The following is a 16,816-nucleotide window of genomic DNA, read 5'->3' on the forward strand; positions in this document are numbered from 1 at the left end:
AAACACAATAATAAATGAGATATGCAAACCTATTATTTTTTTCAGCATCCAACAGCCGCGCATATCTATGTGCAAGACCAAGTGCAATGTGAGCATCATCCTGAACTTGAGCCTGAGTTTATTTGGATTGATTGTACCCGTGAAGATGTCGTTAACCGCCCTGAGCAATGGCAGCGTGAGATTATTCAGGCGTGTGATCTACGGGTCAATGAATATCATCTGTGGGATATTTTAAATCTAGAGCATCCGTGTGCCTTTGACACACTCGATGATTACGATTTATTAATTTTTAGAAAAATGGTCACCCCCGATGACCAAATTGTTGCAGGCGCCGACGCGCTTGAAAAGCATGAGCGGGTCTTTGGTTTGGCGACTACCCCGATCAGTTTTTTGCTCACGCCCCAAGTGTTGATTACGGTTCGTGAAAAGGGCAACAAAGCCATTGAAAGTTATATCCAGCGGATTGAAACCTTAATTTCTCGTCCGATTGATGAACAAAATAAACCACGAAAATTAGCCATGACGCCCTTAGATTTGGCATTGCGCTTACTGAATAATATGGTGGATGGATACTTGGATTTACGTGTTCCTTTGACGCGCCGTGTCGAGTTTTGGCAGCAAGAGTTATTACAAGGGCATCGACGGTTTACCAAGTGGCATCAACTGTTGCAGGAAAATATGGCCTTTCAGCAAGTGGAAAACTTGTGTGAAGAGCAAATTGAAGCCTTGCAAGAACTGCGTGATGAAGTTGTGGATAATTACCCGCATTTGAAAGGCAAAAAGCGCAGTGAAAAGCAGGATATCATGCTGGTTCGCGTAGATGATTTAACTAGCCATATCGAACGCATTCAAAAACACACCACACGATTACGCAGTGCCGTGCAGGCCGCCATTGATCTGCATTTTTCAGCCGTTGCCAACCAAACCAATGAAAATATGCGTATTTTAGCGATTATTACGGCGATTTTCGCACCATTAACCTTATTAACTGGTATATACGGTATGAACTTTGAGTTTATTCCCGGACTCAAATCGCCAACCGGTTTTTGGATCATGCTTGGTATCATGTTGATTACCACGATTTTACTGCTGTATTATTTTTATCGACGGCATTTGGTCGGGCGCGGTGAAAAAAGTGTGATTGATATGCTGGCACAGCAGCACGGCGATCAACACATGAATCTGTTTTGGTTTATGGATTATGAACCAATCAAACAGACGGTGAAGGGCACAGTCAAAGGTACGGTTAAAACCATGAAAGAAATTGAGAAGCTGACGAAACTCAAATAATTCGCATCAGCTTCTCAGAAGGATGGGTCTGCTTTAAATCCTTTGATAACTTCGAGACTCACCAAGGGTGCATATTTGAGTTTGCCTTTGCGTTTTAAGCACACTTCGACCAAGGGCTTGTACGGCATTGGGCGTATTGCAGTAAGTGTTCCACTATACGTCCCATCGGCATTTTTGACGATGGTCACATCACCGCGTGAATATCCTGTTTGGTCATCCATGGTTTTTCAAATACTCGTTTATCACTGGCATGTAATAGACTACTGAAACTGAGTAATGCCACCCAATAGGACATGATGCATGTGCATGATGAATCCTTTGTCATGATGTAATTGTTTTACATTTTGTTTTTTAAAGAATCTGCAGTACAACGCGATTTGACCGATCCTTATGGTCTTAGCAATTCAATTGCTTAGCCTCGTGGGTTGTACTGCGAACGACATGCATCATGAAAATTCCCCTATACGAGTCGATATCTCAAGATATATCATCATTTTCATTACTTTTCAGTAAGCGATAAATTTCATCTTTTAGCTTTAATTTCTTACGCTTAATGGTCTCAATATCCGTGTTGTAGTGATTAACAGGATCTAATTCCAATTGAATGATTTCGCGATCCAACTCATCATGTTCTTCAAAGATCCGCGCAAAATGCGGATTTTCATCACGTAACTGAGTGACCAAATCACGGTACTCAGGAAACATGTTTTTGACTTTTTTATTGCAATCTCGTGTTTTCATGGTTGTCGATCATTTCCTCTACAAGAAAAAAGAAAAACGCCCTGCAGGACAGAGCGTTCACGAATACATTTAGTGCGAATGAAGCTGTTGGTGTTTCACTTGGCGACGTAGTTGTTGGACTTCATCAATCAGGTCGAGCATCATGGCGACCGCAGTAAAACTGGCATCGAAATCTCGTTGAAGCCGATAGGCACGCCGTGCGCGAGATATATCATCGCCAAAAAATTGATGAATCCTGTCTTCTGAACGGCTAGGCAGAATATCGTATTCGAGTAGTTGCAGAACCCATTCTGGACTTTGCCCACAGGCAGAGGCAAAGTGTTGTAGATCAAAACTACTTTTTTCGTCTACGATTTCAGTCTGTTTACATCCGTCACAGACAATTTCACGATAATGAATTGTTGTCATGGTGCTCTCCTTAAGACTGTCGTGGATTAAATGACGGAAAAGCTTGAGCAAAAGCCGCATAAGCTTGTTGCTCTTGTTCTGTTTGTGCAGCTGGTATCACTATATTTAAAACCAGGTAAAGCTGTCCGGGTGTTTTGTTTGGTATCCCTTTGTCCTTTAATCGTAGCTGCTGTCCAGTACGCGCATTTTTAGGAATCTGTAGCTCTAATGTTTTGCCATCAGGACTGGTAAATGCAATTTTTTGACCCAATGCTGCTTCCCAAGGACTGATATTCAGTTGTTGGAAAATATCAGCACCTTCTACACGGGTTTGCTCGGTTTGTTTATACAAAATTTCAATGTATAAATTACCAGCAGCTCCACCGTTATAGCCAGCTTGCCCTTGGCCCGAGAGTCGAATTTGTTGACCTGATTTCATGCCTGCAGGAATTTTGACTTGTAGGGTTTTACGTTGAACTTCAGGCTCACCATGGGCATTTAAGCTCGGAATCTGCAAGGTGATATTCTGCGTTGCACCATGAAATGCGATTTCTAAATCCACTTCTAAACTGGCGTGTTGGTCTTCACCACGGAAGCTCTTGGTTTGGCGGTTTGCACGTTGATACTGATAGTCACCGCCACCAAAGCCTTGCCCAAAACGACCAAACAAGTCTTCAAATCCACTAAAGTCCGCATGCTGACCATCAGTCGTCGATTGGCGATAAAACTGAGATTGGTCAAAACCACCTTGGTTGCCAGCATTAAACCCAGCAAATCCTTGAGGATGATCGAGTTCAAAATCGTATTGTTTTTTCTTTTCGGCATCACTTAAAGTGTCGTATGCAACATTAATCGCTTGCATACGCGTTTCGGCATCAGCTTCTTTGCTGACGTCAGGGTGATATTTACGCGCCAATTTTCGATAGGCTTTTTTAATTTGATCTGCCGAAGCATCTCGGGCGATCCCTAAAGTTTGATAGTGATTGTCTGGCATACTCTCTGTATAAATATTGATTATGTTTTAATCAATATAGAAGGGTTCATCAAACTGTCATAGGGGCAAACAGCATCTTATTGTTTCAAAACATGACAATAAAAAAGCCTCACGAGGAGGCTTTTAAAAACACATTTAAAATTAATATTTTATCCAAGTGACACTACGACCAATCACAGATACACCAACATACCCACGTATAGTTAAATGTTTTCCTGAAGCACTAAGTCTTGCTTTGCCTTTATAGATTTTTCCACCAATCGGGTCCAGAACTTTACCATTTTGGAATTCACGTGGATTTTTTGGATCTTGTTTAAAGTCCCAAATAAATGGCAAGCCGATAAAAGGTTTATTTTTCAATTCACCTGGGCAGTTCGAGCAGACGCCCATTTTTTCAGTGCCAGGGACATTGCGTGTGGTGACAATGATGCCTTCATAGCTTCCATCGGCTTTTTTGCGAATTTCAACGTCTGCACGTGAATATCCGGTGCGGTCATCGACAGTTTTCCACTTACCCACTAGCGGATCGGTTTCCGCAGCGATTGACAATCCTGACAAAGTGCTAAGTACTATTCCGGCAAATAATTGTTGATATATTTTTTTCATTTCATCCCCTGAAAATTCAGAATTGTGTTTTTAGAGTAAGTTGCCTAATTTATATATAAAGCCCTACAAAATCAATGTGATGGTTTGTGATGTATTTGGCAGATTTTTTTAAAACACTGCTTTAATATGGATTTTTTACTCTAATTTTTAAGTTAAAAAAGGCCTTTAATGATTTAAAGGCCTCGTGCTTAGTTTTTGACCCAAGTGACATTACGTCCAATTGCAGAGCCTTCAGTACGACCATTGATGATCAAATGCTTGCCATTATTCATCAAACGAGCGCGTGCATTGTAGTGCTTGCCTGATTTGGGATCGAGCATCACTCCACCCACAAATTCATTGGGCTTTTCTGGATCAGCGCTTAAGCCGCTTAAAGTGGTTAAACCGACCATGGGTTTATTTTTCTGAGCACCGGTGCATTGCGTGCATGTCGAAACATTTGCTGTTCCGGGTACGCTTCGGCTTTGGATAATGGTGGCCGAATACAGGTCATGCTTATCTTTGCGAATCACCACATCGGCAAGGGAATATCCTGTTCGATCATCAATGGTTTTCCATGTCCCCACTAAGGGATCAATCGCTGCAAAAGCAGAGGATAAACTGCAGATGGAGAACATGCCGAACAGGATAGAAGGGAGGAATTTAACAGCCATATAATTACCCACATTACACAAAAAGCGGATGCCTAAAACTTAAAGGCATAAAAATATTATGGGTTTAATGTAGCCTGAAATAATATGAATATTCTAGTGATTTTTTAAGAATTGGTATTTATATTTTGAGCCAAAACATGAACGAGTTGGCGCTAAATGAGGTTTATGCTGAACGTCTACGCACTAGTAAAATAGTCGGAATTCATCTCAAAGTAGATTATTATCGGCATGATGAACTCGTCTGGAGTTGAGTTCATCATGCCAATGAAAGCCAAATGGCGACTTTAGTTGACGCGGATCCAAGATACCGTCCGGCCGAGAAGCGTGGTTCCAACATAACCTCGAAGTGTCAGGACATTGCCGCGCGCATTCAATTGCCCTTTACCTTGATAAGTATTGCCTGAAAGTGGGTCGATCACCTTGCCATCGGTGTACGCATCCTCTTTTGCATTATGTTTAAAGCCAGAGAATATCGGTAAACCAATTAAGGGTGCATTTTTGAGTTTACCTTCGCATTTTTCACAAATCGTGGTGACAGGGCGGTTGGGGATGGCATGCACTTTGGTGATTTTACCGGTATAGCTGCCGTCTTTTAATTTAGTGATTTTGACTTCAGCACGAGCATAGCCTGTTTTATCATCTATGGTTTTCCATGTCCCGACGAGGTCTGCTGCATGTGCTGTCATTGGGCCAAAGTAGAACATGGCTAAAGCAATAGCGAGTGTTTTGAGTTTCATAATTTATCCAGTTTTTTTTACATTATTTTTCAATTAAAAATAAAGCTTTGTTGGTTTTTTTGACTTTATTTCTGGCGCGATTCTACTCGAAAAAAAATTGATCGCAAATACAGCTGATCATGTTGATGCTTTATAGTTCGAACCCATTCGACTAAGCGCAAGAAAGTAGTAGGTCTAAATTTTATCGGGACAATAAAAAAGCACCCCGAAGGATGCTTAGATTTAGGCTTTTAATCATGCAATGATTTAGCTAAGGTGTTGACCAAAAAGGGATAAAGCTTCTTCTGCCGTAAAGGTATATTTTGTATTACAGAATTGGCAGTCCATTTCAATTGGGTTTTGAAACTCTAGAGTTTCACGAACTGCAGCAACACCAATTTGTTCAAGTGCTGTCGCACAGCGTTCTTTTGAACATGTGCAGCCAAATTTTAAGGCTTCAGTTTCAGGTAGACGAACTTCTTCTTCGTTATATAAACGATATAAAATTTCGTTTGCAGATAAAGACGTTAACTCTTCTGCTTTTAATGTCTCGGTCAGCATGGTTAAACGTGGCCATAGGTCTTCATCGACACGGCGTTGTTCTTCTTCGCTGTTACGCGGCAATAACTGGATCAGTAAACCACCTGAACGGCTGTTGCTGCTTGCTAAGACGATGCGTGTCGGGATCTGTGCAGATAGATCATAATATTGCATCAAGCAACCCGCTAAAGTCGGTTTGTCTAAAGGTACAATCCCTTGATAACGCTCACCAAATTCAGGCTCGATATTAATGAAAAGTACTGGGTTTACCAAGGCTTTGAGTACCGTGCTGCTGTCTTCAGCGGTTTGAAAGTGCGGGTCTTCTTCATAATCTGCAAGTGCGCGAACTTCACCGAGATGATTACATTCCGCCATTGCCCATTTAAAAGTGCCTGCAGCCTGAATTTGTAAGCTAATACGACCTTTAATTTTTAAGGTGCTGGCCAACAAGGCAGTCGCGCTGAGCATTTCACCCAAGAGAATTTGTACAGCAGGTGCATAGTCACGCTGTGCAAGAATCGTTTGTAGGGCTTCTTCAAGATGAACCACTTCTCCACGAACAGGGCTATCTTCAATAAAAAAGCGTTGGCGTAAATCTGACATAAAATTCTCCATAACCCTGCTTTAATGGTGACGATATTGTAAAACACAAGTCATTCATTATCATCTCTTGTGACATCAATACGATGACGTTGTAAGCTGCGTTGTAAATCAACACCTGTAGGTTTTTCAAGGGCTTGCGCATCGCTTTCAAACAAATGTTCCAGTTCAGCTAAAGCGTTACGATGCGTTTCATAAATTTTTTGTTCATCGGTATAGATTTGCTGCTGTTGAGTCAGCAGTTTTTCATCATAATCACGGAACAATTCGATACTTTTATAGGCATCTTCATCGCTGAAGCCTAAGTCGCACAGCATGTGATAGGCCATTCCTAAAGACGATAAATAGGTTTCACGCCAAATATGCTCAATCCCCAAATCACGCAGCAGATGCACCTGATGACGGTCACGCGCACGGACCAATAATTTTAACTGAGGGTAATTCAGGCGAATATGACGCGCCACGTTCATCGAGTCTTCAATATCATCTATGGCAAGGACGAACACTTTGGCATGTTCAATGCCCGCAGCGCGTAAAATATCTGGTTGTGTGGCATCGCCATAATATAGATGACCACCATAATTACGTACGAAATCGACTTTGTCTAAGTTGCTATCAATAGCGGTAAAAGACAAATGCTGTAAATGCGCCACACGAGCAATGATTTGTCCAAAACGTCCAAAGCCCGCAATAATCACAGGATTATGTTCATCCGGAATGTCGTCATATTCGGGGATGGTTTTTGGATTAAAACGTGGCAAAATTTGTGATTGTATTAACCAGTACAACATAGGGGTCAACACCATCGACAAAGTGACGATGAGGGTTAATGGCTCCAAAATGGCTTGCTGTACGACATTTTCACTTTTCGCCACACTAAAGACCACAAAGGCAAATTCACCGCCTTGAGCCAAACAGGTCGCCAGTAAAATACTGTTGCGCCATGAATTTTTAAGATAACGCGCAATCGCCGTAAGTGACGCCATTTTGATGAGCATCAGTGCCAATGCACCACCGATAATGAACCATGGCATTTCAACGAATAATGACAGTTCTGTGGTCATGCCCACGGTCATAAAGAACAAACCAAGTAAAAGCCCTTTAAACGGAGCAATACTGGCTTCGAGTTCATGGCGGAATTCCGAGTCTGCCAATAGCACGCCAGTCAAAAATGCTCCGAGTGTGGTACTGATGCCAAGTACATCCATCAACACCACGACACCCAGCACAATAAATAAGCCAACAGCAGTGATCAGTTCATGCGCACCACTTTTCGCGACGAAGCGGAAAAAAGGCCGCATTAAGTATCGACTAAATAAAAATAAGCCTGAAAAAGTCGCAATGATTGCAGCGAAATAGGCGATTCCGTGATGTGATGATTCTGTTCCTGCGAGCAGGGGAATGACTGCAATCAGGGGAATCGCGGCCATATCTTGAAACAGCAAAATCGAAAAGGATTGTTGCCCATAGGTGGTGTTTAATTGCTGCTTCTCACTCAGCATCTGCAAGACAAAGGCAGTAGAAGAAAGAGCGAGAGCGAAACCGATAACGATACTGGCTGCAATGCCTTGTTGTAAGGCAAAAAAACTGCCTAGCGCTAAAACAAGACCGGTCAGACCGACTTGTAAACTCCCCATGCCGAAAATAGAACTACGCATACTCCATAGACGCTGTGGACGGAGTTCGAGGCCGATCAGGAACATCAGTAAGATCACGCCAAACTCAGCGAGATCTTGGATCGCTTGGGGATCACTGGCAATGTTAAAGACATCGGGGCCGAGCAAAATACCAGTGAACAGATATCCCAATACCGTTGCAATACCAAAGCGCTTGAGCAAAGGGACAAGCAATAAGGATGCGCCAAGGAAAATTGTGATCTGTAACAGTAGTGACATTTACTCGTCCTAGAGTTGTGTTTTTGGTCGAAAGTTGCAATTCAGTATGACTGATTTTTCAGACTGAATTGTACGCGTTTAACTGAGTTCCTGTGGGTCTATATCGAGGCTCAATTTCATATTTGATGGCTTGTTATGCAAGATGTTTTGCCACCAATAACGCAGATAATAATGTAAGCGCGCACGATCTGTAGACAGTAAAACCATGTGGGATTGATAACGTCCGGCTTTGCGCTCCATCGGGGCAGGAATCGGCCCCCAAATGTCAATAATTCCAGCAGAGTCCTGACGCAGCAATTGGGCATGTTGTTGTAAAAATTCAGTATTGAGTTCTTGGTTTTTGGACTCACAGCGTACCAATGCGGCGTAGCGAAACGGTGGCATTTGTGCCATTTCCCGTTCTTTCATGGTTTCTTTGGCAAATTTTCGGTAGTTCTCATTGACCAAGATATTCAAAAGTGGATGGTCGGGTCTTAGGGTTTGTAAAAACACATCGCCTTTACGTTCACCACGGCCGGCACGACCTGTGACTTGCACAATGAGTTGAGCGGTACGTTCGATGGCACGGAAGTCCACACTCAGCAGACCTGAATCGATATCTAAAATCGCCACCAAGGTGACGTAAGGAAAATGATGACCTTTGGCCAACATTTGCGTACCAAGCAAAATAGCAGGCTCACTTTTTTGAATTTTGTCATAAATCTTTTGCCAACTACCAACGCGGCTGGTCGAGTCACGATCCACTCGAATGATGTCATGTTCAGGAAACAACTCATTTAAACTTTCTTCAACTTTGGCTGTGCCCATCCCAATAGATTTGAGCTCCTGATGATTACACTGTGGACAGTGATCTGGCATACGGTGAATGGTGCCGCAGTGATGACAATGTAAATGTTGATAAGGTGTACGATGAACCGTGAAATTGGCATCGCAATGTGGGCATTTAGCTTGCCATGCACAACTTTCACAAATCAGTACAGGTGCATAACCCCGGCGGTTTAAAAACACCAATACTTGCTCTTTTTTTTCAAGGCGCTTACGGATTTCACCAATTAATAATTGGCTGATTCCATGCTGTTTCTGTGCCACTTTCAAATCAAGGATGTGCATTTTCGGCATGACCGCGGTGCCTGCGCGTTGGTTTAATTCCAAAATTGTCATCTTGCCTTGTTTGGCAAGGGCATAACACTCGATACTAGGCGTGGCAGAACCTAAAATTACAGGGCATTGTTCCAGATGCCCACGGTAAAGTGCGACATCCCGAGCGTGATAGCGAAAGCCTTCTTGTTGTTTAAAGGACAGATCATGCTCTTCATCAATCACAATTAAACCTAGATTCGGCAGTGGGGTATAAATCGCAGAACGCGTGCCTAAGATAATAGACGCCTTGCCCGTTTGCGCCGCTTGCCAAGCTTGCATACGTTTTGAATCGTTTAACCCCGAATGTAATAGGGCAATATTGCAATGAAAACGTGATTGGAAGCGGCTGATGGTCTGTGGGGTAAGTCCAATCTCAGGAACTAAAACCAAGACCTGTTTGCCTTGCTTGAGAACCTCTTGCATGATTTGTAAATAGACTTCAGTTTTACCACTGCCAGTTAAGCCATCGAGCAGGAAGGCCTGATATTTTTTACGTGCTTTTAATACGCTATCGATCGCTTTTTTTTGGTCAGGGTTTGCTGTAAGTGGCATTTGCGCCATGCTCATGGGCATCGGGCTAAAGTCCTGTTCCGCCAAGACACATTGGCAGATGCCTTTTTTCTCTAAGGCTTTGAGTGTTGCTGTTTCCACACCTGACAAATTTAAAAGATTTTCACCTGTGCCTGTGGGATGTAATTTTAGTATTTTATACGCTTCTTGTTGACGCTCTGAACGTTTAATTTTGTCATCGGCATGGTGGTCGAGGAGATTCCATGTTCGTGCCAATAAATTATAGGGTTTCCCTTGGCGTAACAGCGTTGGAAGGGCACTTTGCATGACTTCACCAATTGGAAATTGGTAATACTGTGCAGACCATGTCAATAAATTTAAAACTTTCTCATCTAAAATGGCGCGATCATCAAGTAGTTCAGTAATGGCCTTGAGTTTAAAGCTTGAATCGAGTGGTGCATCGGGTGCAATTTTTTCCACGATGATACCGGTCAAATTTTGCCGACCAAAAGATACAGCAACGCGTGCACCTACTTCAGCTTTTTGGTATTGCTCTTGGCTTAAGCTGTAATCGAAGCAGTCGTATAAATATACCGGAACGGCGACTCGAACGCGGTAAATAGGTGTTGCAATGCTCGCTGAATTTGCCATAAAACGTGGATAAGTTCCTGATTAAATTTCGTCGTGATCGTAAAGGAGTTGTGTTAGAGTGAGCTCATATTTTATATCTAAGAATATGAATGATTTTGATGGTCAGACGCAACTGCGCTGATAGAAATTTTGGAAAATTAGAGCATTACAATGCCTGCATATCAGTTTACTGCCATAGACGTTTCAGGGAAGCAGCAGAAGGGTGTACTTGAGGGTGATTCTGCGCGTCAAATTCGTCAACAGCTCAGAGATCAGTCACTCATTCCAGTTGCTGTCGATCCGATAGAGCAAAAAGACAAACACACGCAGCAGCGCTTGTTTCAAAAAGGGCTGAATGCCTATGACTTGGCTTTATTGACTCGCCAACTTTCAGTTTTGGTTGCCGCTGCGATTCCATTAGAAGAAGCGATTCGTGCTGTGGGAAAACAAAACGAAAAAGCCCATGTGCAAAACCTGTTGATGTCGGTGCGTTCTAAAGTTTTGGAAGGGCATTCTTTAGCCAACGCACTACAACAAGCGGGACGCTTTCCTGAACTGTATATTGCCACGATTGCAGCAGGTGAGCGTTCAGGTCATCTCGATCTCATTCTCGACCAACTTGCCGATTACACCGAAAACCGCTTTGCCATGCAAAAAAAAGTGCAGGGTGCGATGATTTATCCCATCATCCTGATGTTAATGTCTTTCGGTATTGTGATGGGACTCATGACCTATGTGGTCCCAGATATTGTCAAAACCTTTGACCAAAGCAAAGATGCCTTGCCGTGGATAACGATCGCTTTAATGAAAGCCAGTGATTTTATTCGAATGGCCTGGCCATTTTTATTGGTCGGTAGCGTAGTCTCGATTTTTCTCTTGGTTCGATTCCTCAGAACAGCGGCGGGACATTATGCCTTTGACCGATTGACCTTGAAATTACCGTTATTTTCCAAACTGTCTAAAGGTATTAATGCCGCTCGTTTTGCCAGTACCTTGTCGATTTTAACCAAGTCTGGCGTGCCATTGGTCGATGCTTTAAAAATTGGCGCAGCGGTCAGTAATAATTGGGTGATTCGAGATTCGGTCAACCTTGCGGCAGAGAAAGTAACAGAAGGTGGTAATTTAGCAACACAGCTTGAGCGAAGTGGTTATTTCCCACCGATGATGGTACAAATGATCAAAAGTGGTGAAAGTTCAGGCGAATTGGATCGGATGCTAGAACGTGCGTCGACGATGCAAGACCGTGAAGTGACGACCTTAATTTCAACTTTATTGGCGTTGCTTGAACCGCTGATGTTGGTATTTATGGCGAGCATTGTACTGGTGATCGTGATTGCTGTGATGCTGCCAATCGTGAATATGAATAATATGATTTAAGACATTCGAACAATGATGTGAACAGAGATTTGTAACATGCAAGTGAAGACAAAAAATATGAAGCAACAAGGTTTTACTTTAATTGAAGTGATGGTGGTCATTGTCATTTTAGGTGTTTTGGCTGCGCTGATTGTACCGAACGTGATGGGCCGTGGTGAAAAAGCCAAAGTCGATACTACGGCGATTACCTTAAAAACTGTGGCAGGTGCACTAAAGCAATACAAAATTGATAATGGTAAATATCCATCGATGCAAGATGGTGGTTTAAATGCCTTAATCACTAAGCCAGAATCTGCAAAAAATTGGTTACCAGATGGATACTTAAATGGGCAATATCCAAAAGACAGTTGGGACAATGACATTCAATATGTGATTCCCGGTTCTGAAGGCCGTCCTTATGATCTTTATTCATTTGGTGCGGATGGTCAGTCTGGCGGTGAAGAAAATGATGCCGATATTTACTATAAACACTAACTGAGAATAATTATAAATTCAGTTTTAATGGAATTAATCACTTCACTTAATAGGATGTTTCAATATTGAGTGAAGTGATAATAAATCTTAATTATAAACTAATATTAAGTTGTTGAATTTACTTTAAATTATATAATATAAAATATGTGATATTTATAATAAGAATTATTCCCAATTTTATTGATTACAATAATCGTAAAATATGAATAAATATAGGCTTTTCATTTAAATAAAACCGAGCATAATATCTTTTATGGTACTTTTTTAGCCATGGAGGATAGTATGAAAGCATTATTATTAACGGATGAAATTAACCAATTTCATTGGTCTATGCTGAAATCTGTTCTTTTGATTTTAAGTATTCTGCCGATCAGTCAAGGCATTGTGTATTTATGGCAAAGCACTGAGGGCAGTAGCCAAATTATGGTGGGCTTCTTTGCCATGAGCTTAATGAGTTCATTACTGGCTTTAAGTTTTTGGTCTGCATTAAAAGCGACTGTGGCAAATTTAAAACAAGAACATGCATCTGCCATCGAACAAATGGTTGTTCGTCTTTATCGATATATTCCAATGGTATCTTTAGCTGCCATGCTTTCCTATTTAGTTACGCAGTTATAACCCCAAAATTAAACTTTCCAAACTGGAGCTTGTTCCAGTTTTTTTATGTCTCGTGCAAATGAACAGTTAGCCTAGATCAAAGCGTACATTAATGTGATACGTGTTCTAAGATGACCTTGCTTTGTCTGTTTTGACGCATCGAATGTCTGCTTCACATATCGTCAGCCTGAATGAAATTTTTATAATGCTTAGATATCAGATCTTAGATAGTCAGATGAAGTACAACAAAGAAAAGCAAGAGGAAAAGATGCAACAGATCGATTGGCAAGATTTTTTGAAAGTTGAATTACGTGTGGGGAAAATTGTACAGGCGGAAGTCTTTGAGCAAGCACGTAAACCTGCGTACATTCTTTATGTGGATTTTGGAGAGGAACTGGGCATTAAAAAATCCAGTGCGCAAATTACACAGCTATATCAGCCGGAAAATCTATTGGGAAAATTGGTCGTTGCCGTCGTGAATTTTCCAAAAAAACAAATTGGTCCAATCCAGTCAGAGTGTTTGGTCACAGGTTTTCATAATGCAGAGGGGCATGTTGCTCTTTGTGTGCCTGATGCAGAGATTCCCCTAGGCACTAAGTTACTTTGAAAAAGTAAGGTGAGCTGGCACCCTGAAAGTTGATCAATAAAAAACCGAGCTTTGGCTCGGTTTTTTGATCTTTTGTAGCGGAATTAACGGCGTGATTTAAAAGAAATATCAACTTTACGCGGGCGATAAATCCAACCGAGAACCAATAACAAGAATGAGAAAATCAACACAGGCCAATCACTTAAGCGTGTGTAAAGTGTCTCGCCTTGCATGGCAGGTAAATCACCACGAAGTACCGCATCTTTATCCATCGGTGCTTGTTTCACAATGTGGCCATTATGATCAATAAAGGCGGTAATGCCGGTATTGGTTGCACGGATAAACCAACGGCCATTTTCTTTGGCACGCATTTGAACCATTTGTAGGTGCTGATGTGGGCTCGCTGTTCCAGTAAACCAAGCGTCATTAGAAATAGTCACTAGGTAGTCACTTTGACTGGCATTACGGCGCGTTAAGTTGGGGTAAGCCACTTCATAGCAAATCGCCGCACCTAAATCATGACCTTTAACATTCAAAGGCTTTTGGTTGTTTGCGCCACGTGAAAAGCCACTCATCGACGGGTCATTTTGTAGGGCAGGCAGTACCCAACTTAGCATCCCTGAAAGCGGAATGTATTCACCAAAGGGAACTAGACGTTGCTTCTTGTATAGGCCAGAAGACTCATCACCAGTTGCCATGATGGTGTTGTAATACATAGGGTGTTGGTTTTGCTGTGATTCTGTCAAGTCCCAATAGGGAATACCTGTCACCCAAGCCGTACCTGTTTTATTGGCTTGGACTTTCATCGCATCCAAAAACGGCTCTATATCGGTTTGGAACATTGGAATGGAGGATTCTGGCCAAACAATGACATCACGGCCCCATTCGGTCCGACTTAATGACGCATATTTCATTAAGGTTTGAGCTTGGTATTCTGTTAACCATTTTAAATCTTGTGGAATATTGCCTTGAATTAAGGAAACACTCAGCGGTTTTTCATTTTTAGGCTGAACAAATTGCAATTGCGCTGCACCCCATGCACCGAGCAAAACAAGGGCAGAGGGAACAATCCAAAAGATGCGTTTACGCAGGATTTCAACCAAGGCGCAGGCCAATACAATGACCGCAAAAGATACTCCAAAGATCCCGAATAATGGCGCATAGCCATCGAGGAATCGTTCAGTAAAGGCATAACCTGCAAACAGCCATGGAAAACCGGTAAAGACCCAAGTTTTACTCCACTCGAAAAACACCCACAGTGGCGCAAAGGTCAGTGGGGTTTCTGGAAAGAAGCGGCGGTAGAGCCAACTCTGAACTGCGGTAAACAGCCCCATCACAATCGCCATAATGGCAATCATCAAAACACTCAGTGCTGAATTGGTATCACCATAGACATGGATCGAGGTATACAGCCAAAAAGCCCCGACAAACCATAAGCCAAAGCCATAAGCTAGACCAATGAAAAACGATTGTTTTGGGGTACGCTGACTTAAGCATGCATATAGCAGGGCTGGAGATAAAATTGCCAACCACCAATAATGATAAGGTGCCAGCGACAAGCTGAAGATGGCACCTGAAAATAATGCAATCAGCAAAGGATAGATGAAAGGTAGCTGTTTTTTTTGTTCTGAGTGGTTTAGCAGCTTATCAAAGTAGGTTCTCATTTACGGACAGCTCGGATCAGATGAATAGTACGTGCATCTGCCTCCAAAATGGTAAATTCCCAGTTTTCAAGTTCAATCACTTGACCTTGTAAATCACTGACCAAGCCCATTTCTTGTAGCAGTAAGCCGCCCACAGTTTCTACTTCATCATCTGAAAAATCAGCATCTAAAAGATTGTTAAAGTGTTCAATTGGTGTAAGTGCTTGAACCAACCATGTATTTGCACTTAACGGGTCTTCATCTGGAATGATAAATTGAGCTTCTTCATCGACTTTGTCGTGTTCATCTTCAATTTCACCCACAATTTCTTCAAGAATGTCCTCTAAAGTGACTAAGCCTGAAGTTGTGCCATATTCATCAATCACTACAGCGATATGGGTTTGGGTATTTTTCAACATACGTAAAACTTGGTCAGAACGCGCGCTCTCGGGTACAAATAAGGGTTGACGCATTAATGCACGAATATCGACTTTGGTGGTCGGTTCTGTCAAAAATGGCAACAAATCTTTGGCCAACAAAATACCGACAACATTGTCTGGCTGGTCTGAGGAAAAGACTGGGAAACGTGAGTGTGCAGATTCAACAAGTACATGCAAAATATCTAATAGCTCATCATCTTCTTGTAAGCTGATCATCGCAGTACGGGGGGTCATGACCTCGCGGATTTTAGTTGCAGGTAAGTCGAGTACCCCTTCGAGCATGGCAACTGTATCGGGTTCTAAGAAGCGACGTGAATCTTGTACCAATTTCAACAGTTCGTCACGGGTTTCTGGTGCAGTGCCCAGCCATTTACGTAAGCCGCGCATGCCCCACGACGGGCCGGATTCCTCTTGCATGATCTTTCCTAAAGACTCTTAATATCTAATAAATGATGATTTTATCATACCGTAGAAAATACAGTTGTCTATTGTTAATGTTGATCTCGATGATGAGCGATCAAGTCATTTTAAGACGCTATCGTTTGCATTTTTCAAGCTAACATTCGGTCGTCAGGATTATGCTAAAATAGCCCTAGATTTTAATACTGAGTTTTCTAATGTCTGAGCCTTCTGTGCCCCCATCAATTCAATTAAACACCCGTGGCTTACGTTGCCCTGAGCCTGTGATGATGTTGCATCAAGCCATTCGTAAATCAAAATCGGGTGATATTGTGGAGGTTTTTGCAACAGATAATTCGACCTCTTGGGATATTCCGAAATTTTGTATGCATTTAGGTCATGAGCTTTTGCTTCAAGAAGAACGTCTTGATGAAAATGGAAATAAAGAATTCCATTATTTGGTTCAGAAAGGTTAATTTAAGAGATTGTAAAAAATAATAATTATTAAGATGTTACATTTTTATTAATAAAATAGGCTGGTCAAGTCTGATGGCTAGCCTATATCATTCGCAGCATAATTATACAAAGTTTAAAAAAC

Annotated in this window: 18 protein-coding genes; 6 read left to right on the forward strand and 12 right to left on the reverse strand. The window is 42.0% G+C overall.

Annotation, left to right across the window (positions count from 1 at the left end):
* The first annotated feature begins 21 nt into the window (after positions 1-21).
* The gene (locus FTU05_RS06935; RefSeq protein ID WP_180041037.1) at positions 22-1,290 is read left to right on the forward strand and encodes a magnesium transporter CorA family protein; all 1,269 of its coding nucleotides are present in this window, start codon (positions 22-24) and stop codon (positions 1,288-1,290) included.
* A 14-nt stretch (positions 1,291-1,304) separates the two neighbouring features.
* Here the strand turns inward: FTU05_RS06935 and FTU05_RS06940 are convergent, their stop codons facing one another.
* From FTU05_RS06940 to FTU05_RS06985, 10 genes are all read right to left on the reverse strand, one after another.
* Positions 1,305-1,511 carry a hypothetical protein gene (locus FTU05_RS06940; RefSeq protein ID WP_180164724.1) on the reverse strand — a complete coding sequence of 69 codons (207 nt, stop codon included), beginning with the start codon at positions 1,509-1,511 and terminating at the stop codon, positions 1,305-1,307.
* A 256-nt stretch (positions 1,512-1,767) separates the two neighbouring features.
* On the reverse strand, positions 1,768-2,031 hold the full coding sequence (locus FTU05_RS06945; RefSeq protein ID WP_180002890.1) for a YdcH family protein: 264 nt from the start codon (positions 2,029-2,031) through the stop codon (positions 1,768-1,770).
* 69 nt (positions 2,032-2,100) lie between these two features.
* Positions 2,101-2,439 carry a chaperone modulator CbpM gene (locus FTU05_RS06950; protein ID WP_078189792.1) on the reverse strand — a complete coding sequence of 113 codons (339 nt, stop codon included), beginning with the start codon at positions 2,437-2,439 and terminating at the stop codon, positions 2,101-2,103.
* 10 nt (positions 2,440-2,449) lie between these two features.
* Positions 2,450-3,412: a DnaJ C-terminal domain-containing protein gene (locus FTU05_RS06955; protein WP_180022610.1), complete on the reverse strand. Its 963-nt coding sequence runs from the start codon at positions 3,410-3,412 to the stop codon at positions 2,450-2,452.
* Positions 3,413-3,553: 141 nt separating this feature from the next.
* Positions 3,554-4,018 (reverse strand): DUF2147 domain-containing protein, encoded by a 465-nt coding sequence (locus FTU05_RS06960; protein ID WP_168377965.1) that lies wholly within the window; start codon positions 4,016-4,018, stop codon positions 3,554-3,556.
* A gap of 188 nt (positions 4,019-4,206) precedes the next feature.
* Positions 4,207-4,671, reverse strand: a complete 465-nt coding sequence (locus FTU05_RS06965; RefSeq protein WP_168377964.1) for a DUF2147 domain-containing protein — start codon at positions 4,669-4,671, stop codon at positions 4,207-4,209.
* 284 nt (positions 4,672-4,955) lie between these two features.
* On the reverse strand, positions 4,956-5,408 hold the full coding sequence (locus FTU05_RS06970) for a DUF2147 domain-containing protein (RefSeq protein ID WP_257230096.1): 453 nt from the start codon (positions 5,406-5,408) through the stop codon (positions 4,956-4,958).
* Positions 5,409-5,654: 246 nt separating this feature from the next.
* Positions 5,655-6,530: an Hsp33 family molecular chaperone HslO gene (gene hslO, locus FTU05_RS06975; protein ID WP_078189788.1), complete on the reverse strand. Its 876-nt coding sequence runs from the start codon at positions 6,528-6,530 to the stop codon at positions 5,655-5,657.
* A 50-nt stretch (positions 6,531-6,580) separates the two neighbouring features.
* Complete coding sequence (locus FTU05_RS06980) at positions 6,581-8,422, reverse strand: monovalent cation:proton antiporter-2 (CPA2) family protein (RefSeq protein ID WP_180164726.1); 1,842 nt, start codon at positions 8,420-8,422, stop codon at positions 6,581-6,583.
* Between the two features lie 78 nt (positions 8,423-8,500).
* Positions 8,501-10,723 carry a primosomal protein N' gene (locus FTU05_RS06985; RefSeq protein WP_180164728.1) on the reverse strand — a complete coding sequence of 741 codons (2,223 nt, stop codon included), beginning with the start codon at positions 10,721-10,723 and terminating at the stop codon, positions 8,501-8,503.
* 150 nt (positions 10,724-10,873) lie between these two features.
* Between FTU05_RS06985 and gspF the strand changes: the two genes are divergently transcribed.
* From gspF to FTU05_RS07005, 4 genes are all read left to right on the forward strand, one after another.
* The gene (gene gspF / locus FTU05_RS06990) at positions 10,874-12,079 is read left to right on the forward strand and encodes a type II secretion system inner membrane protein GspF (RefSeq protein ID WP_180164730.1); all 1,206 of its coding nucleotides are present in this window, start codon (positions 10,874-10,876) and stop codon (positions 12,077-12,079) included.
* A 57-nt stretch (positions 12,080-12,136) separates the two neighbouring features.
* The gene (gene gspG, locus FTU05_RS06995; protein WP_373683967.1) at positions 12,137-12,553 is read left to right on the forward strand and encodes a type II secretion system major pseudopilin GspG; all 417 of its coding nucleotides are present in this window, start codon (positions 12,137-12,139) and stop codon (positions 12,551-12,553) included.
* A 282-nt stretch (positions 12,554-12,835) separates the two neighbouring features.
* Positions 12,836-13,171 (forward strand): hypothetical protein, encoded by a 336-nt coding sequence (locus tag FTU05_RS07000; RefSeq protein ID WP_078189783.1) that lies wholly within the window; start codon positions 12,836-12,838, stop codon positions 13,169-13,171.
* 247 nt (positions 13,172-13,418) lie between these two features.
* Positions 13,419-13,757, forward strand: a complete 339-nt coding sequence (locus tag FTU05_RS07005; RefSeq protein WP_180007254.1) for a tRNA-binding protein — start codon at positions 13,419-13,421, stop codon at positions 13,755-13,757.
* 83 nt (positions 13,758-13,840) lie between these two features.
* On the opposite strand, the gene lnt is transcribed toward FTU05_RS07005, so the two are convergent.
* Both lnt and FTU05_RS07015 read right to left on the reverse strand, forming a co-directional pair.
* Positions 13,841-15,400: an apolipoprotein N-acyltransferase gene (gene lnt / locus FTU05_RS07010; RefSeq protein ID WP_180164732.1), complete on the reverse strand. Its 1,560-nt coding sequence runs from the start codon at positions 15,398-15,400 to the stop codon at positions 13,841-13,843.
* Positions 15,397-16,236: an HlyC/CorC family transporter gene (locus FTU05_RS07015; protein WP_078189781.1), complete on the reverse strand. Its 840-nt coding sequence runs from the start codon at positions 16,234-16,236 to the stop codon at positions 15,397-15,399. Before FTU05_RS07015 ends, lnt begins: the two co-directional genes overlap by 4 nt.
* A 200-nt stretch (positions 16,237-16,436) precedes the next feature.
* Here FTU05_RS07015 and tusA point away from each other — a divergent pair, with 200 nt between their 5' ends.
* Positions 16,437-16,694, forward strand: coding sequence for a sulfurtransferase TusA (gene tusA / locus FTU05_RS07020; RefSeq protein ID WP_078189780.1), 258 nt, complete (start codon positions 16,437-16,439; stop codon positions 16,692-16,694).
* The last annotated feature ends 122 nt before the right edge of the window (positions 16,695-16,816 follow it).

Source organism: Acinetobacter sp. YH12049, assembly GCF_013419875.1.
GTDB lineage: Bacteria > Pseudomonadota > Gammaproteobacteria > Pseudomonadales > Moraxellaceae > Acinetobacter > Acinetobacter amyesii.